Origin of the sequence: Anoxybacillus sp. PDR2 (assembly GCF_009834045.1) — a bacterium.
Taxonomy (GTDB): domain Bacteria; phylum Bacillota; class Bacilli; order Bacillales; family Anoxybacillaceae; genus Anoxybacteroides; species Anoxybacteroides rupiense.
On record NZ_CP047158.1, the window covers coordinates 3,043,007 to 3,061,935 of the forward strand.

17 protein-coding genes are annotated in these 18,929 nt (G+C 41.7%); 4 read left to right on the top strand and 13 right to left on the bottom strand.

The features are described from left to right. The first annotated feature begins 169 nt into the window (after positions 1–169). Together GRQ40_RS14635 and GRQ40_RS14640 are read left to right on the top strand one after the other, a co-directional pair. Positions 170–484 carry a hypothetical protein gene (locus GRQ40_RS14635; RefSeq protein WP_044745931.1) on the top strand — a complete coding sequence of 105 codons (315 nt, stop codon included), beginning with the start codon at positions 170–172 and terminating at the stop codon, positions 482–484. 137 nt (positions 485–621) lie between these two features. Next, complete coding sequence (locus tag GRQ40_RS14640; protein ID WP_044745930.1) at positions 622–2,280, top strand: acetate--CoA ligase; 1,659 nt, start codon at positions 622–624, stop codon at positions 2,278–2,280. 220 nt (positions 2,281–2,500) lie between these two features. Here the strand turns inward: GRQ40_RS14640 and GRQ40_RS14645 are convergent, their stop codons facing one another. The 8 genes from GRQ40_RS14645 to sppA all read right to left on the bottom strand — a co-directional run bounded on the left by GRQ40_RS14645 (position 2,501) and on the right by sppA (position 9,666). After that, positions 2,501–3,013, bottom strand: a complete 513-nt coding sequence (locus GRQ40_RS14645) for a MogA/MoaB family molybdenum cofactor biosynthesis protein (protein WP_044745929.1) — start codon at positions 3,011–3,013, stop codon at positions 2,501–2,503. Positions 3,014–3,520: 507 nt separating this feature from the next. After that, the gene (locus GRQ40_RS14650) at positions 3,521–4,720 is read right to left on the bottom strand and encodes an acetate kinase (RefSeq protein ID WP_066146456.1); all 1,200 of its coding nucleotides are present in this window, start codon (positions 4,718–4,720) and stop codon (positions 3,521–3,523) included. A gap of 548 nt (positions 4,721–5,268) precedes the next feature. Continuing rightward, positions 5,269–6,261: a class I SAM-dependent methyltransferase gene (locus tag GRQ40_RS14655; RefSeq protein WP_066146462.1), complete on the bottom strand. Its 993-nt coding sequence runs from the start codon at positions 6,259–6,261 to the stop codon at positions 5,269–5,271. A 109-nt stretch (positions 6,262–6,370) separates the two neighbouring features. After that, a complete protein-coding gene (tpx, locus tag GRQ40_RS14660; protein ID WP_080862062.1) occupies positions 6,371–6,871 on the bottom strand; it encodes a thiol peroxidase in 501 nt (166 codons plus the stop codon). A gap of 77 nt (positions 6,872–6,948) precedes the next feature. Beyond that, complete coding sequence (gene ytfJ / locus GRQ40_RS14665) at positions 6,949–7,413, bottom strand: GerW family sporulation protein (RefSeq protein WP_044745925.1); 465 nt, start codon at positions 7,411–7,413, stop codon at positions 6,949–6,951. Between the two features lie 16 nt (positions 7,414–7,429). Next, a complete protein-coding gene (locus GRQ40_RS14670; protein ID WP_231734579.1) occupies positions 7,430–8,116 on the bottom strand; it encodes a DUF2953 domain-containing protein in 687 nt (228 codons plus the stop codon). A 57-nt stretch (positions 8,117–8,173) separates the two neighbouring features. Next, positions 8,174–8,602 carry an RDD family protein gene (locus GRQ40_RS14675; RefSeq protein ID WP_369815484.1) on the bottom strand — a complete coding sequence of 143 codons (429 nt, stop codon included), beginning with the start codon at positions 8,600–8,602 and terminating at the stop codon, positions 8,174–8,176. 53 nt (positions 8,603–8,655) lie between these two features. Then, the gene (gene sppA, locus GRQ40_RS14680; RefSeq protein WP_044745923.1) at positions 8,656–9,666 is read right to left on the bottom strand and encodes a signal peptide peptidase SppA; all 1,011 of its coding nucleotides are present in this window, start codon (positions 9,664–9,666) and stop codon (positions 8,656–8,658) included. Positions 9,667–9,788: 122 nt separating this feature from the next. Between sppA and GRQ40_RS14685 the strand changes: the two genes are divergently transcribed. Continuing rightward, complete coding sequence (locus GRQ40_RS14685; RefSeq protein WP_044745922.1) at positions 9,789–10,592, top strand: NAD kinase; 804 nt, start codon at positions 9,789–9,791, stop codon at positions 10,590–10,592. Positions 10,593–10,748: 156 nt separating this feature from the next. Here the strand turns inward: GRQ40_RS14685 and mbcS are convergent, their stop codons facing one another. The 5 genes from mbcS to ezrA all read right to left on the bottom strand — a co-directional run bounded on the left by mbcS (position 10,749) and on the right by ezrA (position 17,260). Then, on the bottom strand, positions 10,749–12,341 hold the full coding sequence (mbcS, locus tag GRQ40_RS14690; RefSeq protein WP_066146471.1) for an acyl-CoA synthetase MbcS: 1,593 nt from the start codon (positions 12,339–12,341) through the stop codon (positions 10,749–10,751). 122 nt (positions 12,342–12,463) lie between these two features. Further along, positions 12,464–12,676 carry an alpha/beta-type small acid-soluble spore protein gene (locus GRQ40_RS14695; RefSeq protein WP_080862058.1) on the bottom strand — a complete coding sequence of 71 codons (213 nt, stop codon included), beginning with the start codon at positions 12,674–12,676 and terminating at the stop codon, positions 12,464–12,466. A gap of 166 nt (positions 12,677–12,842) precedes the next feature. After that, positions 12,843–14,048 (bottom strand): tRNA uracil 4-sulfurtransferase ThiI, encoded by a 1,206-nt coding sequence (gene thiI, locus GRQ40_RS14700; RefSeq protein WP_159720266.1) that lies wholly within the window; start codon positions 14,046–14,048, stop codon positions 12,843–12,845. Between the two features lie 5 nt (positions 14,049–14,053). Further along, positions 14,054–15,196 (bottom strand): cysteine desulfurase family protein, encoded by a 1,143-nt coding sequence (locus tag GRQ40_RS14705; RefSeq protein WP_066146582.1) that lies wholly within the window; start codon positions 15,194–15,196, stop codon positions 14,054–14,056. Between the two features lie 354 nt (positions 15,197–15,550). Then, positions 15,551–17,260 carry a septation ring formation regulator EzrA gene (gene ezrA / locus GRQ40_RS14710; RefSeq protein ID WP_159720267.1) on the bottom strand — a complete coding sequence of 570 codons (1,710 nt, stop codon included), beginning with the start codon at positions 17,258–17,260 and terminating at the stop codon, positions 15,551–15,553. A 194-nt stretch (positions 17,261–17,454) separates the two neighbouring features. On the opposite strand from ezrA, the gene hisJ reads away from it, so the two are divergent. Further along, the gene (gene hisJ / locus GRQ40_RS14715) at positions 17,455–18,258 is read left to right on the top strand and encodes a histidinol-phosphatase HisJ (protein WP_066146481.1); all 804 of its coding nucleotides are present in this window, start codon (positions 17,455–17,457) and stop codon (positions 18,256–18,258) included. The last annotated feature ends 671 nt before the right edge of the window (positions 18,259–18,929 follow it).

Here is an 18,929-nt window from a genome sequence, read left to right on the forward strand (position 1 = left end):
ATATACTTAAAACTAAATAAATATTCAAAAATCCACATTACCAATTTATCAGCTTTTATGATTTTTTTCAATAGTTATTCAACAAAAAGTATAAAAATACTATTCTTTTCTCTCTTGTTGCCCGCTTATGCTTTTTTGTAAAATAAAAGGAAGAAAGCGAGGGAGAGAGATGAACGCTTACTTTATCCATGATCAGCGGCTCGGTATTTCGTTGCCTTCACTTGATAAAGAGTGGGAAGAATATAGCGAAAAAGAGCAGCACGAAATCTTATTGGAATGGGAAAAAATCCGCGGAACAATCCCTGATCGGATCGCTGAACTCGAACAAATCATCAATCATAAGCAGGAGCAATTAAGCGATGAAAATAATTTTACCCGTTCATGCCAGCTTAACTTTGAAATTGCCGAGCTTGCTTCTGTCATTAATGACTTATGGATTTGGTATCGAATGAACCAAACGGTATCAAAGCAGGTGCATCAATAAAAGAACGAATCGGAGAGACAGAAACATTCATCCCTCTCCATTTTTTTATTTTTGTAAAATATATTGAATATTTATTTTTTTCATATTATTATTTGTATATTAACTTTCACTAATTGAAGCAACAGAGGGGGATTTATATGGAAAAGACGGCATCATACACTTCGCTAATCGAATCTTTTTCTTGGGATGATGTATTTAAGCATTATGATTGGAATCCGAAGGAATACTTTAACGTCGCCCATGAAGTTTGCGACCGCTACGCAGGCGATCCGCAACGCATTGCATTATTTTATGAAAACCATTCGGGAGAAAAGCGAATCATTACATATGAAGAGCTTCGCAACTGGTCCAATCAAATGGCCAATGTCTTTCGCAAAATCGGGATTAAAAAAGGGGATCGGGTTTGCGCGCTTTTGCCAAAAAACCCTGCATTAGTCGTCTACATTCTCGCTGCTTGGAAAGTTGGCGCCGTTTATGTGCCGTTATTTACTGCCTTCGGTCCGCAAGCGGTCGAATATCGGATTAATAATTGTGAGGCAAAGGCGATCCTAACGAATCGAGAACAGCGGGCAAAGCTGCCGACAAAAGATAAGGCGCCTACACTTGAGCACATCTTTGTCATAGATGGCCCTACTGAACCTCATGATTGGGATTTTTGGGAAACGCTTTCAAAAGAATCTAGCGATCATGTAACGGAAAAAATGACAGTCAACGATTTATTAGCGATTCAATATACTTCCGGCTCTACTGGAATGCCAAAAGGAGCGATGTGGACACACAACCTTTTAATCAATATCTATCCGTATATGCGCTATGCTGTCGATTTACGGGATGACGATATTTTTCTAGGAGGAGCTGACCCTGGCTGGGCCTATGGTCTAATCTTTTGCACCTTTGCACCAATGTGCTTCGGCGTGCCAATCGTCCTATATGAAGGGCCGTTCAAGGCAGAAACATATTACGAATTAATGGAAAAATACGGTGTTACCAATTTCGCATTTGCACCGACCGCTTATCGAGCGATGGTAGCGGCTGGAGAAGAACTAATCACAAAGTATGATATTCGTGTCCGTGCGATGAGTTCTGCCGGTGAGCCGCTCAATCCTGAAGTCATCCGCTTCTTCCAAAAAAATTTAGGGGTCACCGTTCATGATCACTACGGATTGTCTGAAACATTGATGCTCATTGGCAACTTCAACTCTCTCGATATGGACATATTGCCAGGATCGATGGGCTGGGCGCTGCCGGGATTTGAAGTGGCCTTGCTTGACGATCAAGGACAAGAAGTACCAACGGGTGAAGTAGGACAAATTGCGTTTCATACCCATTCGATTCCAAATGTTTTCCACGGTTACTGGAAAGATCCTGAAAAAACGGCGCAAAGAATGATCGGTGATTGGTTCCTGACTGGAGATTTGGCGCTGAAGGATGAAAATGGATACTTTTGGTTCCAAGGGAGAGCAGATGATATCATTTCCAGTGCCGGATACCGCATCGGGCCCTTCGAGGTCGAAAGCTCGCTGATCGAGCATCCAGCTGTGGTAGAAGCAGCTGTTGTTGGAAAGCCCGACCCGCTTAAAGGAGAGATTGTAAAAGCCTTCGTTGTATTGGCAAATGCATATGAACCTACCAAAGAATTGGCCGAAGAATTATCTTTATTTGTTAAAAATCGCTTATCTAAACATGAATACCCGCGCGAAGTGGAGTTTGTAGCAGAACTTCCTAAAACATCAAGCGGAAAAATCCAACGCTTCATCCTTCGCAACCAAGAAATAGAAAAACAAAAAAACGCTTAATCAGATAAAAAGGGGCGTCTATAAGCTGGAGAATCGGCTTATAGACGCCCTTTTATCTTTTTATGATTTTCCACTTTCATAGATGTTGATTTTCTGGACAGCCCATCGCGGTGATAGCAAAATCGAACTGCCTAAGATAAACAAGTGAGGCAAAAGAAGCAGGATCAAAGCATTTATCGACAGTCTGAGCGCCCGCTTCAGTGAATAAGCACGTTTTTTCTCATGCATCCTTTCTTATTTCCCTGACAACATGCGGCAATTCCGGCAATATTAATTTCGTCATCGCCAGACGAACAGCTCCCGTCGAGCCCGGCGTCGCAAAAATGGCTGTATCATTTGCCACTCCGGCGATGGCGCGTGACAGCATAGCGGCAGACCCGATATCTTCGGTGTAGCTGAGCATCCGAAACAATTCGCCAAAACCAACGATTTCTTTATCAAGAATTTCTTTCATCGTCTCAATCGTCACATCGCGCTTGGCGATTCCTGTTCCGCCGTTTGTCAAAACGACGTCGATCTCCGGATGCCGGCACCCGGCTAAGACCGCTTGGCGAATCTCTTCTTTTGTGTCTTTGACGATTTCATAATCCACGATCTCATGTCCAGCTCCTTGAAGCAGCTCAAACATCGCTTTTCCGCTCTTATCTGTCTCCATAGTTCTTGTATCACTGATCGTAATAATTTTGCATTTTACCACTTTCGGTGCTTCCTGTTTATGCTCAAATACAGCCATAACAAACTCCTTTCTTTTTTATCACTTCTAGCATTCGGCTTATAGCTCATGCGGTTGAAAAAACGAGTGGTTTTTTCTAAGTGTGATAAGATGGAACACGAAACCATATCGCATGCTCAGTCTAAGAGATTCATGACACTTGCAATCAATCCAGCTCATTCACTTCCGTTCATCAGTCCCCTAGACTAGTATCCACAAAATGGAATCATCCATAAAAAATCTTTGCTATCCTTTGGTACTAGCCAACCATTCCTTTATATTCTCCATCATATCATTCAAAATCCTTTTTCCTAAGGGCTATGTTATAGTGGGAGAAACAATTTTTAGGATGACACGGTTCCAAAGCAGCAAAAAGTGAACGACAAACCTTTCCTTTTCATTCATAATAGCCATATTGTCCATAAAGGAAGGATTGCGGGTAATGAAAACAGCTACGATTGTAAATCAGCTGTTTCTCAATTAATGTCTATATTGAAAAAAGCCAGACGTTAACGTCTGGCTTTTTTCTTATACATAGGCAATATCCGCTAAGCGAACAACATCGCGAGCGATCATGACCTCTTCATTCGTTGGAATGACTAATACTTTTACTGGAGAGTGAGGATAGCTGATAAACGCTTCTTTACCGCGCACTTTATTGAGCGACGGATCCCAGTAAACGCCCATAAATTCAAGGCCGCGCAATACTTTTGCCCGCACGACATCACTGTTTTCACCAATTCCCGCTGTAAAAATGATGGCGTCCACACCGCACATGCGAGCCGCATAGGAACCAATATACTTGTGAATGCGATTGGCAAACACTTCAAGAGCAAGCTCAGCCCGTTCGTTTCCTTCCGCCGCAGCCTTTTCAATATCGCGCAAATCGCTTGAAAAACCGGAAACTCCAAGCATTCCACTTCTTTTATTTAAAACATCGATCACTTCTTCAGCAGTCTTTCCTGTTTTCTCCATGATATAAGGAATAAGCGCTGGATCAATATTTCCAGAACGAGTTCCCATCGCTACCCCTGCCAACGGTGTAAAGCCCATCGATGTATCAATCGATTTTCCGCCTTCTACCGCTGCAATGCTCGCTCCGTTTCCAAGATGGCAGGAGATTAAACGAAGCTGCTCAATTGGACGGCCCAGCAGTTCAGCTGCCCGCTGCGTCACATACTTGTGAGATGTCCCGTGAAAGCCATATTTCCGAATTCCAAATTTCGTATAATATTCATATGGCAGGCTGTATAAAAACGACTGCTCTGGCATCGTCTGATGAAATGCCGTATCGAACACCGCTACTGCTGGGACGTTTGGAAGTATTTCTTTAAATGCTTTCACACCAATAATATTCGCTGGGTTATGCAAAGGCGCAAGCTCGGATAACTCTTCAATTTCCTTTAGCACTTCATCCGTGATTAAAACAGAATCGCTGAACTTTTCGCCGCCATGAACAATGCGGTGGCCTATTCCGTCGATTTCTTCAAATGAGTGAATGATCTCGAAACGAATGAGTTTATCAAGCAGCATTTTAACAGCAACGGCATGATCAGGAATTGGTGTGACCTCCTGCACCTTTTCTCCGTTTACTGTAATGGTAAACGCGGCATCTTCAAAGCCGATTCGCTCGACTAATCCTTTCGTTAATACGGTTTCGCTAGGCATATCAAACAATTGAAATTTCAATGATGAGCTGCCTGCGTTAATCGCAATAATTTTCGACATCTCCGATAAACAACTCCCTTATATTCAGAAAATAGTCCTTTGTTACTTGATAATAAAGAATGAATACAGATGAATTCTTCTCCATTTTACGATTCGTTCAACTATAGTTTCAAGCATTTCTCATGATTGTAATCGTTTGCAGAAAATATGTTTTTATATTCCTAAAATTTTAAATTGAAGCACGCGATGATATGCTTGGTAGGTGTCGTCCGAACCATCTCCGTGCTATTTAAGCCATTTCTCTCTGGACGGTGGAAGCAGCATCCATTCTATGATGGATCAACCATAAAAAAACGCCCGGATCGCGCTTCCGAGCGTTTGTCATAAGCTTCATATTTGGCAAATACACATTCACAACGGCTGGCCTTTTCCTTTCGTCACGCGGCTGCGTGACGAAGGTGGAACAAGACACAAGACTGCTTTCAGACTCATTCATGGTTCTGTGAAGTGGACTTATTCAGCCGCCCCACCTTCGAAATTGGATCACCTGCCATCAAGCTGGAACGCGCCATGCTCAACTAGCATCACTTGTATGGATGATCGAATTTTTATAGCCCCTGCTTTTCTGTTGTGAACCATTCGTCGATTTTATGCATCATTCCCTGCATCGCCTGCTTATTTGAAAAGCTAGGAAGCTCAGCAAGCAAGGCTTTTTTAGGAGGCTTTACGCTGCTGCCTTTCTTTTGCAAAATAAAAATGCTTTTGGCCGCCTGCTCATTTTTGAACATCGAAAGCGGGAGCTGCAACAATCCTTGTACTACCGTGTATTCTTTCACAAACGAATGGAGCTTGTCCGCTTGATCGCTAGTAAACAACGAATTGGGAATTAAGAAAAATAAATAGCCTCCTTCTTTCGTATAAGAAACGCTTTGCTCAATAAATAAATGGTGGGCATACGAATGCCCCTTTTCTGCTTTCAATATAAAGCGTGAGGCATTATCATCATTTGGATAATAGCCAATAGGCAAGTCGCACACAACCACATCCACCGGTTCAACAAACAGCGGCTGCAGGCTGTCTTGATTAAAAAAGTGGATCGAATGCTTTTGCAAATTTGCGTTGACATAAGCCACCTTCATCAGTAAATCGTCAATGTCGCCCCCATAACTTTTTACTTGTTTTTCTGGCAGATGGTTCAGCACGGCTGTCAGCAAATTCGCGGTTCCAACCGCAGGATCGAAAATCGTAAACGCAAAGTAGCGGTTCATAAATTTGCCGACTAAATAGCTGAGGAATAAGCTAACAGCGTCTGGAGTCATTTGATGATGGGGCTGCGTATGTTCCTTCATTCCTTTTAATACAGCGAGCTGAAAGGCTTTGCGAATTTCTTCATTTGTGAAGCGTTCGAGCTGAATTTGCCGATATTCGTTTTTCAATCGCTTCCTATTCAGTTCGCTAACTTCTTCCTGCAGAACATCGCCATAAAAAAAATTTTCTCCTGTTTCTGCTACAGCTTCTAAGTATGTACACCGCAGCTCTTCCTGCAAAATAACCGCTGTCTGATCGAACAGCGAAAACAAGCGTTCAATTGGTGAATGCATCATTGTTCCCCCTCTTTTATGGGTATCTAATCTTTTATTGTATGAGCGATCGTTTTTCTTTGCAATGAAAAAGACCCCGAAAGCCAATCGAGGTCTTTTCTTCTCTTCATTATTTTGCTGCTTTAGCTGCTTCAATAGCCGCTTCATAGTTCGGGTGGTTGGTTGCTTCTGAAACATACTCGACGTATGTGACCGTGTCGCTGCTGTCAACAACGAATACGGCCCGAGCAAGCAAGCGCAATTCTTTAATTAACACACCGTATGCTTGGCCAAACGAAGCATCGCGATGATCGGAGAGCACTTGAACATTCTCAATGCCGTTGGCTCCGCACCAGCGCTTTTGAGCAAATGGTAAGTCAACACTGATCGTCAACACTTTGACGTTATCTAACTTTGCCGCTTCTTCGTTAAAACGGCGCGTTTGCGCATCGCATACACCTGTATCAATGGATGGAATAACGCTGATGAGGCGAACAGAGCCTTTCGTATCCGAGAGCGTCACTTCAGATAAATCATTTGCCAAAACTTTAAAATCTGGAGCTTTGTCGCCCACTTTCACTTCATTCCCGATAAGCGTAACCGGATTTCCTTTAAATGTGATGTTGGCCATAAAAATTCCTCCCGTAAAAGTATGTATAGCGTAATCATACCGGGAATGAGAAAATTTTTCAACGATTTTGATTTCAATTAAATCCCTAAATCGTTTTTCCGTACTTCATGTCTTTCCTCTTCTTCCTTATTTCTTCGCAGCATATGTTGAATTTTCTCAATAACCTGTGGAGCGAAATCGAGAATTTTTTCATACAAATGTGTATTTTCATCAAGATGAAGCAGCTTCACCCCAGAAGAGTTAACAACTAAAAACGCGATCGGAGTAATGGAGACTCCACCGCCACTTCCTCCTCCAAACGGATGCTCTTCGTTTGGCTTTCCGTTAGCAGACGAAACAGCTGTATTTGTGCCGTTTTGCTTCCCTTCAAGCATAAATTCGCTTCCGCCAGCGGCAAATCCAAATCCTACTTTTGAAACGGTCAAAATAACGCTTCCGTCTGGCGTTTCTACAGGATCGCCAATGATCGTATTCACATCAATCATTTGCTTTAAGTTTTCCATTGCTGTTGTCATTAATCCTTGGATTGGATGGTTGCTCATATACAAACTCCTCCTACTAGTAGCTTTCATTTGCCTGACGGCTGACGAATGATTTTAGTTTTAAACGATTACCGCGCCAATATTTCAAAATTCGTATTCCTGCTAACATAGCATACCCGATTCGAAAATGAATCATACATGTGATTTTTGTCTCTGAAACAGCTTTTTGGAATGAAGGAGTAATGGAGAGAAGCGGCTTTGTTTTTAATTTCATAAATTTGCTAACAAGTGCAACAACTCCATATTTCAACGTCCAGCCGATTCCGACAGCGATTCCCGTTTGCGCGGCATCACCTGTCCCGATGTTTGTACTCCATTCCAGCTTCGTCACCGACACACGGGCCATAAATTTTCGAATAATGACATGCAAATGGATGACGTGCCGGGCAAAGTCTCTTGTTTCTTTAAAACTATGAATAATTTCGCGCGGATCATATTTTTTTCTTTTTGCCGGGCTTTCGGAACGATGGTTCAGCTTCTCTTTATGCAAAAAAACGATTCCCGGGGATGACTCATCCACTTTAATTAAAGGAATAAGAATGGTATAGCGAATAAGTCCAAAAAATGTTTTGAATATAATCCGGCATTCATCATTATCTTGCGCATGTTGAAACAGAATCGTTATGGACAGCTTCATAAACAGAAGAATCAGCAAAAAAAGGATAATGATAGAGATGATGATGATAGCTATCACGATTCGCACTCCCTTTCATCCTATCATTGTCACCATATTGCAAAAAAATAAACCTGCTTGCGCAGGTTACTCATGAATAACGGTCGTATCAGCAATTTGATCATGCAAACCTTGTTTTTTCTTAGAGAACGCCACAAAAAGAAAGCCGATAAATAAAATAAACTTAGAAATAAACTTGCCGACAACTTCACGAAATAAGACCGTTAGCCATGTTAAAGGCCGATCGTTTAAATTCGCCACTTTCAAGCCGAAAACCATCTTTCCCAATGTTTGTTGAAAATATTTCGTCATGAGCACAAAATAAGCATAAAACGTCACAGCTGTAGCTACAGCGATCGGAGAAAACATACTTGTTTCCTCTGATGAAAGATGAAGCCATTGAAAAAAAGGGTACACAATCAAACGATTAATGCTTCCTATAATAAGCAAATCAAATAAATAAGCCCAAAAACGCATCCAAAATCCAGCATAGCGGATGATCGGAACAGTTGCCATGACCGCTTCTTCTTCAAGGTGGGCATTTTCTTCTACCATCACTTTCCCTCCTCCTACTCCACATATAAATACATCAGGCGCGGCGATTTCGGTTTTGAAAACAATTGGACAAGTTCAAGCTCTTCAACATGATTGGATGTGAAGGCCGGTGCCAGCATGTGAAATAGCGATGCGAGGCCAGCATTATTTGTATATTTTATAACTTGTGCTCCTTGTAAATGGTAATCCCTTTTCATGGCTGCAATTGTGTCATCTAAGTACCCAAATTCATCAATCAGCTTTAACTGTTTAGCTTGGCGACCATCGTAAATGCGGCCATCTGCAATTTTACGCACCTCATCTTCCGAAAGATGTCTGCCTTCGGAGATGACTTTGACAAACCCGTCATAAGAATTGTTAATAAGCGACTGTAAAATTTTCTGTTCTTCTTCTGTCATTTTCCGAGACGGGCTCATAATATCTTTGTAAGGTCCGCTTTTGATCGTTACAAACTCCACTCCATATTTTTTTGCCAACTCTTCATAATTCACATTTTGCATAATAACCCCGAGCGAACCTGTCATGGTTTCAGGACTTGCGAAAATTTTATCCGCTGCCGTAGAGATATAGTATCCTCCTGAAGCAGCCATCGCTCCCATCGATACATAAACCGGTTTTTTCGTTTCTTTCCTTAATTTCAGAAGCTGGTCATGAATTTCTGCGCTTTCTACCACTCCGCCGCCTGGCGAGTTGACACGCAGCACGATCGCTTTCACTGTCTCATCCTCTTTAGCCTGCTCAATCATTTGCAAAAAACTGCGATGATCGTAGCCTGCTGAAGAAAATAAAGAGCTTGCTGTATCTCCTTCTTCAATAACCCCATTTACTTCCAGTACCACAATTTTCTTCGCTGTATTTCCTTCCTCCAGCACTTCTTCCTCAAAATTTTGATTGCTTAAAGCCAGCCATTCTTCTGACCATTTCCCTACATCCTTAGTCATAAATGATGTAATTACGCTGACTAGCGATGAAATAACAAATAGAACAACAGCGATCGCCAAAGCGATCCATCGCTTGCGGTTCATCTTCATTCCCCCTTTACAAATCATTTTTTTCATAAAGAAATAAGTGGTAAACTATATGTACGATTTATTTATTTTACCATAATTATCGATGAACTAAAATATGGCAAACTGGAGGATGGATGATGGAACAAAGGCGAAATCACTTGTACTTTTTCTATAAACACGATGAACAACTGAAGAAGCAAGTTGAACCTCTGATCAAAATTGCAGAACAAAATCATTTCGTTGTAGTGGATGACCATCGAAAAGCAAATATCATTGTCAGTATTGGGGATGACGGCTCGTTTCTTCAAGCGGTACGACAAAGCGGATTTCGGGATGACTGTTTATATGCCGGCATTTCTACTCTGCCATCACGTGGGTTTTATTGCGATTTTCATATCGACGATACAGACCATATGGTGGAAGCGATGACGCATGAGCAAATTGAGGTGCGTAAATATCCTATTATTCAAGTAACCATTGATGATACAGCATCCTTTTTTTGCTTAAATGAATGCTCTATCCGTTCCGGAATTATTAAAACATTTGTGATGGATGTATTTATTGACGATTTGCATTTTGAAACGTTTCGGGGCGATGGAATCATTGTCGCGACTCCGACAGGAAGCACTGCTTACAATAAGTCCGTCAATGGAGCGGTCGTTGATCCTCTTCTGCCGTGCATTCAAGTCAGCGAACTTGCTTCATTGAATAATAATCGCTACCGCACGCTAGGTTCTTCTTTTATTTTAAGCGGTCAACGAAAATTAACATTAAAAATCTCTCCAGATGGAAACCATTATCCTATCATTGGCATGGATAATGAAGCGTTAAGCATTCAACATATTGAAAAGATTGAAATTTCTTTAAGCAGCCGCATCGTGAAAACGGTTCGTTTAAAAGATAATTCATTCTGGGAAAAAGTGAAACGAACATTTCTTTAAGCATAAAATCACCTTGCTGTAAAAAACGTTTTTGTCGTTGACAAAATCGTTTTTCAGCAGTCTGAAAAGGCTGATCTCATTTTTGAGATCAGCCTTTTTATTGAAAATGCTTTATCTTTCTTCAAAAGATCGATCTGTTGATGTCGAGCTGCTTCGCTATTTTTGCTGTGCTAGCTTCATTTCCCGCTCCCGTAGTTCAACACGGCGAATTTTTCCGGACGTCGTTTTAGGCAATTCTTCAATAAACTCAATTTTGCGAGGATACTTATATGGTGCGGTTAGTTGCTTAACATGCTCCTGCAAAGCTGGAATAAGCGACGGATCGCTCGCATCCACGCCTTCACGCAGCACAATAAACGCCTTCACGACATGTCCGCGTATCTCGTCTGGGCTGGCAACAACAGCGCACTCTTTGACAGCTGGATGCTTAACAAGCGCGTCTTCCACTTCAAAAGGTCCAATCGTATAGCCCGAGCTGATAATAATATCGTCACCGCGGCCTTCAAACCAAAAGTAACCGTCCTCATCCTTTTTCGCTTTGTCTCCCGTAATGTAATAATCGCCGCGAAACTGCATGGCTGTCCGTTCAGGATCTTTATAATAATGCTTAAACAGAGCCGGTGTTTCAATATGAACCGCAATATCTCCTACTTCTCCAACTTGACAAGGCTCCCCATTTTCATTAACAATCTCGACACGATTCCCCGGTGTCGGTTTTCCCATGGAACCTGGCTTTATTTCCATTCCCTTCATCACACCAACAAGCAGCGTATTCTCTGTTTGTCCATATCCGTCGCGTACTTGTATGTTAAAATGCTTGGCAAATGTATCAATCACTTCCCGATTTAACGGTTCTCCAGCAGATACGGCACTATGCAAGTGCGGCAACTGATACTGGCCGATTGTCGGCACTTTTGCCATTAAGCGATATTCCGTTGGCGTACAGCAAAGAACATTGACTTCATATTTGCTTAAAAGCTGCAAATACTTTTCTGGCTCAAATCGTCCGTAATAGACAAATCCCGTTGCTCCTGAACCGAGCACCGATAAAAACGGGCTCCAAATCCATTTTTGCCATCCAGGTCCTGCCGTCGCCCAAACAACATCATTCTCTTCAATACATAGCCAGTTCTTTGCTGCCGTACGTAAATGGGCATAAGCCCAGCCGTGCGTATGGACAACCCCTTTTGGATTTCCTGTTGTCCCCGACGTATACGATAAAAATGCCATATCGTCACGAGACGTATTGGCTGCGAATAATTCACCGCTTTGCGATTCGCTTAATTTCATCAAATGAATCCAGCCTTCCTCTTCGCGATCGCCAATGACAAATTTCAAAATGCCGTCCATATGTTGAATGGACCCAAACTGTTGGACATATGGTTCATAAACGATCACAGCCTTAACCTCTCCATGTGACATACGATACTGCAAATCTTTTGTGCGCAGCATTTCTGAACTTGGAATAACGACGGCCCCAATTTTTAATGCTGCTAAATAAGCTTCATACGCTTCAATTAAGCGCGGTACCATAATCAAAACCTTATCTCCTTGATGAAGACCCGCAGAAAGTAAAGCGTTTCCAATTTGATTCGTTCTTTTGAGAAGCTCCTCATACGTAATTTCCTTTTTATGCCCTTCTTCATTCTCCCATTTTAACGCGATTCTCTCAGGAGCTCGCTTGGCGTGTGCCTCAATTTCAGAAGTTAAATTATATTGCTTAGGCGCAATTAAATCTTCACGGTTCATTCTCCTCATCCCCCCACTTCTTTTCTCAAAGTAAATTATACAAAACAATTAGAATTTTTTGAATAATTTTTTGAAATAATAAAGGCGGGAAAAATTCCCGCCTTCATAGCCATAATATTTAATTAAAATTGAGTAGGGTGTGCTCCACCTAATTGTTGTTGCGCCATAGCAACAAGACGTTTTGTAATTTCTCCACCAACTGAACCGTTAGCACGAGAAGTTGTGTCAGCACCAAGATTTACGCCAAATTCTTGAGCGATTTCATATTTCATTTGATCAAGAGCTTGTTGAGCTCCAGCCACTAACAATTGATTAGAGTTGTTATTGCGTGCCATGTGTTTTCACCTCCCTTGTATCTATAGAGTGTGTGAAAACACAACGAATCATGCGTTTAGATTTTTGGTAATTTTTATATACAAATCCTATGATATGCACATGTTATATATGAACCTCCCCCACCTACGCTTGGTTTAGAAGCGGGAGGCTTTTTGGTGGAGTATGTTAAAATAAGTTCTCAAACTCATCAGCTGACGTAAAAGCCTCATCAATGACCCATGTTTCTGTGTTGGCGACCGCCGCTTCAATAAGTGGCTCTAAATCGATAAAGCTTTCATAGTAAGCCACTTTTTCTCGCTTCGGTCTTGTTTTTGGTGAGCTTGGAGTAAAAATGGTGCAGCAATCCTCATACGGCAAAATAGAAATATCATGTGTATCAATTTTTCTCGCTAGTTCAATAATTTCCGTTTTATCCATTGAAACGAGCGGCCGAAGCACAGGCGTTGTTGTCATATCATTGATGACAAACATGCTTTCAAGCGTTTGGCTTGCTACTTGGCCAAGGCTTTCCCCCGTCACAATCGCTAAGCCATTATGTTTTTTTCGCAATAAATCGGTGATTTTTAGCATCATTCTTCTTGATGAAATAAGCGAATAACCATCTGGTACTTGGCGATGGATGGTCTGCTGGATATCTGTAAACGGAACGATATGCAGCTTGATTTTGCCGCCAAACTTCGTGAGTTTTTTAACTAAATCAATCACTTTTTGCTTGGCTCGTTCACTTGTAAACGGCGGGCTGAAAAAATGGACAGCTTCAATTTCTAGCCCCCTCTTCATCGCTAAGTACCCGGCAACTGGACTGTCAATTCCTCCTGATAACATGAGCATGGCTTTTCCGCTCGTGCCCACTGGAAGACCGCCCGCTCCCGGAACATCATGACATGTTACATACGTTCCATCTTTTCGTACTTCCACGCGAACATGAATGTCTGGCTGATGAACGTTCACCGTCAAATTTTGCGTATTTCGCAAAATGTGGCTGCCAATTTCATAGTTAAGCTCGCTGCTTCCGACTGGAAACTGTTTATCCACTCGTTTAGCACTTACCTTAAACGTTTTTCCTTCATATTCATTTTGTTGAACAGCCGTTAATGCCGCTTCTCGAATCTGCTGGATATCATTTTCGCATTTGATGGCTAAGCTGAAGGATTGAATTCCAAATACCGTTTTTAGCTGTTCCATAACCTTTTCATGTGGTTCACCATTCAATAAAATGTACATCCGGTCTCTCATGTATTCAATTTTTATATTTGAAAATGAGGCTAATTTTTTAGCAATATTTTGCTTCAAACGGACAACGAAACGATTGCGGTTTTTCCCCTTTGTCGACATTTCTCCGTAGCGGATTAAAATACGATCATATTTCATGTTCTCTACCTCGTCACTTCTTTTAATTTTTGAATGGCGTGTTGAATGGCGTGAATCGCCACAGGAATTTCTTCCAGCTTATTTTCATATGATAGGCTAATCCTTACAGCGCTTTCGGCTTTTTGTTGATCCACTCCCATGGCCATCAACGTTTTGCTCGGTGTGCGCTTTTTCGAGGAACAAGCCGATGTTGTAGAAACAAAAATATGTTGTTTTTCCAATTCATGCACAAAAACCTCAGATTTTAAGCCATTAAGCGAAAAGTTAATAATATGAGGAGCGGAATGCTCAGCAGGCGTATTCAGCTGAATATCTGCTATTTTTGCTAATTCTTGTATCCAGCGTTCTTTTAGAGCGAACAAATAAGCTGCTTTTTGTTCAAAGGCAGCAAATGACAAACGTAGCGCTTTTGTCATCGCCACAATCGCTGCGACATTTTCAGTGCCTGAACGCATTTGTAGTTCTTGACCTCCCCCTGCTAAAAGAGGAGATAGACGAATGCCGTTGCGAAGGTATAAAATTCCTGCTCCACGTAAACCATGAAATTTATGGGCGGACATCGTACATAGATCGATATGCGCCTTTTTTAAATCAAGAGGAACTTTTGTCACTCCTTGTACATGATCAACATGAAACACGATTTTCGGATGTTGCTTAAGCAGCTGACCAATTTGCTCAATCGGCTGGATCGCTCCCACTTCATTATTAACATGCATGACGGAAACGAGAATCGTCTCTTCGCGAATCGCGCGAGCCAGCTCGTCTATGTCTATGATCCCTTTTTCATTCACCGGCAAATAGGTTACTTCAAATCCCATTTGTTCAAGCTGTCTGCATGGCTCAGCCACTGATGGATGTTCAATCATTGTTGTAATAATATGGTTTCCACGCTGGCGATACTGGATCGCAGCACCTTTAATGGCAAAATTATTGGCTTCTGTTCCTCCAGACGTAAAAATGATTTCATTCGGTTTAACCCCTAACAAAAAAGCCGTCTGTTCCCTTGATTGCTCAAGCAGCCTTTCCGCTTTCATTCCAAGCTCATGAAGTGAAGAAGGGTTGCCAAAATATTTTGTAGCAACCGTCATAAATGAATCGATTGCTTCAGGAAATGGCTTTGTTGTAGCGCTATTGTCCAAATAAATCACGGCGGCCATTCCTCCTTTAAAATCATGATGCCGATACATGTTCCTAAAAATAATCCGTCTTTAATAATAAAAATAAAATCGTTGAACCGCAATTACATTATTCACGAAAAAACCGATAAATATCTCAGGTGAAGATATTTATCGGCCCCCTGCTGACAAACGTTTTCATCCCGCATTACTCGCCCCGCTTGTCCTCTCTCATAAACGGCTTGTTTTGATTCGCCACTTCGCTCGACGGCGCTCCTTATCTGCCAAGCGTTTTTTAAATAATTCAAGGACAAAATGGAAAGAAAACAGTGGTAGACAAAGCCAATATGAACTTTGTCTACCGTACCATTTATCGATTTCTTCTTGTCATACTTTTTGCTTCAGCTCTTCTTTTTCTGTAAGAAGCTGGCGGACACGTTCCAATGCGCCGGGTTCGATTTTTTCAACAGTTGCTACCGCTTGTTCAAGCGCTTGCTCATAATCATAATTTCGAAATAGCATTTCAGCTTCTTCTAAACCCTCTTTTACGGATGGATGCCGACGGCGGTAACGGTTTCCATATTGAATGACTTTTTCCACCAGATCCGCCTGCTCGAGCATGACAAATGTGCGTTCACATACGCGTTCTACTAAAATTGACGCTTCTGCAAGCGTTTGATTGACAGCCTCCATATTCAGGGGCTTGTCGTTCAGACGCAAAGCCACCTTCGTCAAAAGCGCCTTTGCTTCATCGAGCTGCAGTTTATAAGCTTCTGGAAGACCCGGCAACCGGCTTTTTCTTACCAAACGAACCGCTTCCGATAGCTTTTTTCTCATCGACTCAAGCTGTTCGCGTGCAGCCAGCTCATCCTTGCGCAAAGCTTGAAGCATTTCCCGGAACTGTTCATGCTCTTCTTTCATTGTTTGGATTTGGGCAAAAAGCTGCTCTAACTCCTCTTTAATGACGGAATGCGCGGTTTGTTCTCCCGCCATTCGATCTTGAATTAATGCAAAACGTTTGACAAGGTGCTGAATTTGTTTTTCAATGCTGCGATGCTTTTCAAGATCTTGAGCAGACAAATGGTAGCTTTGCTGAACAAATAACGTTTCTGCTTCCGTCTGTTTTGATTCTTCGCTTAAATGATGCAGTTGCTCTTCAATATGAGGGATTTCTGTTTGCACATATTGATGTGCAAACACTTCTTTTTCGAGCAGATCGTAAAGAGTATCGATTTCTTCTTTTATTTCTTCAATTCCTTGCTTCGCTTCTTCAATGCGAAGATCGTGAATATAGCTGATATATTGCTTTAATTTTTCTTGCTTCTCAGCGGCTTCCTGCTCAATTTGAAGATGTTCAAGAATATAGCCCGTTTCCTTCATTTCTCTATACCCATCTAGAAGTTCAGTCAGCTGTGCCGGAATCGCTGTCTCGCATTCATTTAACAGCACAGGAATATCCTGAAGCATTTGCGCCAACTCACTCAGCTCGTTTTTTAAGCCAATTACTACTTCTCTTGCCGCTAAATAATTTCCTGAGCTGGTCAGCTCCTCAAATTTTTGAAATTCAGCATGGGCGCTTTCCATTTTTTCCGTTAGCTTTTCCTCAGCCGCTCCAAATGTATGACGATAAGCAAGCAGCGTTTTTTTCGTTTCTCGATAAGCCGCTTTAAGCTGCTCGATCTCTGCTCGATTCTGTTCTTCGCTGCCAATAAGATCGTTCAGTTCGGAGAGGATGGTTTGAATATCCTCTTCTACTTTTCGGAGCGTTTGTTCAATCTCGCGCAGCACACCTTTCGCTTTCGTATAACGATATTTTTCAAGAAATTCTTCCGCATCAAACAACCTTTCTTCCACTGCAGGAAGCTGAACGGCTGCAATGTCATCCCATTGCTGACGCCATTTTTCAAATAGCTGCTCTGTCTCCCCTGTCATATTCAGCTGCTTTACTTTCGAAAGCTCATCCGTGACAGGACGATTCATAATGGCGATTTTCCATGCTTCCAATCGATCAATCTCACGATAGATTTTCTTTTTATAAATGTAGTTATATATCATCCCCCCGCTAACGAGGAGTAAAATCACAATTACAATTTCCATAAAGAGCCCCCTTGCACCCGAGTTAGTCGATTCAAAATAAAGAGTGGTTTATCGAGAAGGCAAAAGCATTGAAATAATGTTTTTTTAATGTTTTTATGATACCATGTTAACGACACTTTTTGACCAAAATTTTTAATTTTTTTTACAGAAATCTTCATTTTTTTCACTATAAAAGCGAACAGGGGGAATCTATTTTGCGCGATGGGCACATTCATACGCCGTTTTGTCCGCATGGCAGCCGCGATTCATTTGAGCAATATATCGAACGAGCGATCCAACTCGGATATAAAGATATTTCATTTACCGAGCATGCTCCATTACCAGCAACGTTTGTCGATCCTGTTCCCGCTCAAGACAGTGCAATGCCATTATCACAGCTCGAAAGCTATTTGGTCACATTGCAAAATTTAAAGTATCGCTATAAAAGCGACATTACGATTCGGGTGGGACTTGAAGTTGATTTTATTGCTGGTTATGAAGAAGAAACAGCCCGTTTCCTTGAAACAATCGGTCCTGAACTGGATGATAGCATTTTATCTGTACACTTTCTCCCGCTTGATGATCAATATGTTTGCATTGATTATAGCGCTGATATGTTTTCTAAGATCATTCAAGCTTTCGGCTCGATTGACCGCGTATACGAAGCCTATTACCAAGTGCTGTTGCAATCTATTGCTGCTGATCTTGGCCCGTATAAACCAAGACGAATTGGCCATATGACATTAATTCAAAAGTTTCAAAAACAATTTCCTTGTTCCGTTTCGCTGAAGGAGCACATCCTGTCCATTCTTGACGAAATTCAACGCCGCCGTTATGAAATAGACTACAATGGAGCAGGAGTGAAAAAGCCGCTCTGTCAAGAACCTTATCCGCCTCATTGGGTTGTTGCTGAAGCCATCAAACGAAACATTCCACTGATTTACGGTTCGGATGCTCATTGTGCCGGCGATCTTCATCAAGGAAGAGACATGATGATGGCTCGAGCACTTTTTATTTGAAATTCTTTTTCTATCGTCATAAAATAAGCGCATATCCAATTTCTATTCATGCAACTTAAAGATTAAACAATCGGTGCCTGCAAAAACGCACGGTCGGGAGACAAGTTGGTAACTTGCTTCGTTCACCCGATCATCGACTGCTCACATAAGAGCATATGTTGAGGGATCAAGTGATATCGATCATCGTTGCATGTCATAACTAGCATCACGGGTTCGGATTGTTTTTTAGTCAGTAGATGGCCGGCAGCAAAACCATTTCATATAGGTCTGAAGACGGGTGGCATGAACTTTTGTTGCGTGTTTAGAAAGTCAGTGAACCTAGCTTCGACCCGACCGTCTTTTTTTCTAAGACTACCACTAAATCCTCAAGATGCATGGATACTATAAAAACTGATTTCATATTTCAGCAGAAAAATTGATTGTAATCAATCCGACATCAGTATGATTTTTTATTCATACTATCGAACATAGGAAGAAACGTCATCAATTAGAGGGGTTTGCCCTCCTTCTTGTCGCCTGCTAGTAGGGCAATCATGCGTATAAACGCTTTTCAGGTAAAAAAAACAGTCAATGGCTTGCCGTGATCACCGCAGCAAAACAAGAGCATCATCTGCTCATTGGGGGATCCATGTTAATGCATCAAATGACGGCTATATCCCCCTAAATATTAC

Excerpts from the sequence above, each read along its gene's own strand:
- GRQ40_RS14640 (WP_044745930.1), top strand. The coding sequence starts at position 622 with ATGGAAAAGACGGCATCATACACTTCGCTAATCGAATCTTTTTCTTGG.
- GRQ40_RS14645 (WP_044745929.1), bottom strand. The coding sequence starts at position 3,013 with ATGGCTGTATTTGAGCATAAACAGGAAGCACCGAAAGTGGTAAAATGC.
- GRQ40_RS14695 (WP_080862058.1), bottom strand. The coding sequence starts at position 12,676 with ATGGCACGCAATAACAACTCTAATCAATTGTTAGTGGCTGGAGCTCAA.
- ytfJ (WP_044745925.1), bottom strand. The coding sequence starts at position 7,413 with ATGAGCAACCATCCAATCCAAGGATTAATGACAACAGCAATGGAAAAC.
- tpx (WP_080862062.1), bottom strand. The coding sequence starts at position 6,871 with ATGGCCAACATCACATTTAAAGGAAATCCGGTTACGCTTATCGGGAAT.
- ezrA (WP_159720267.1), bottom strand. The coding sequence starts at position 17,260 with ATGGAAATTGTAATTGTGATTTTACTCCTCGTTAGCGGGGGGATGATA.
- GRQ40_RS14685 (WP_044745922.1), top strand. The coding sequence starts at position 9,789 with ATGGAACAAAGGCGAAATCACTTGTACTTTTTCTATAAACACGATGAA.
- sppA (WP_044745923.1), bottom strand. The coding sequence starts at position 9,666 with ATGAACCGCAAGCGATGGATCGCTTTGGCGATCGCTGTTGTTCTATTT.
- GRQ40_RS14635 (WP_044745931.1), top strand. The coding sequence starts at position 170 with ATGAACGCTTACTTTATCCATGATCAGCGGCTCGGTATTTCGTTGCCT.
- mbcS (WP_066146471.1), bottom strand. The coding sequence starts at position 12,341 with ATGAACCGTGAAGATTTAATTGCGCCTAAGCAATATAATTTAACTTCT.
- GRQ40_RS14650 (WP_066146456.1), bottom strand. The coding sequence starts at position 4,720 with ATGTCGAAAATTATTGCGATTAACGCAGGCAGCTCATCATTGAAATTT.
- GRQ40_RS14655 (WP_066146462.1), bottom strand. The coding sequence starts at position 6,261 with ATGCATTCACCAATTGAACGCTTGTTTTCGCTGTTCGATCAGACAGCG.
- GRQ40_RS14675 (WP_369815484.1), bottom strand. The coding sequence starts at position 8,602 with ATGGCAACTGTTCCGATCATCCGCTATGCTGGATTTTGGATGCGTTTT.
- thiI (WP_159720266.1), bottom strand. The coding sequence starts at position 14,048 with ATGAAATATGATCGTATTTTAATCCGCTACGGAGAAATGTCGACAAAG.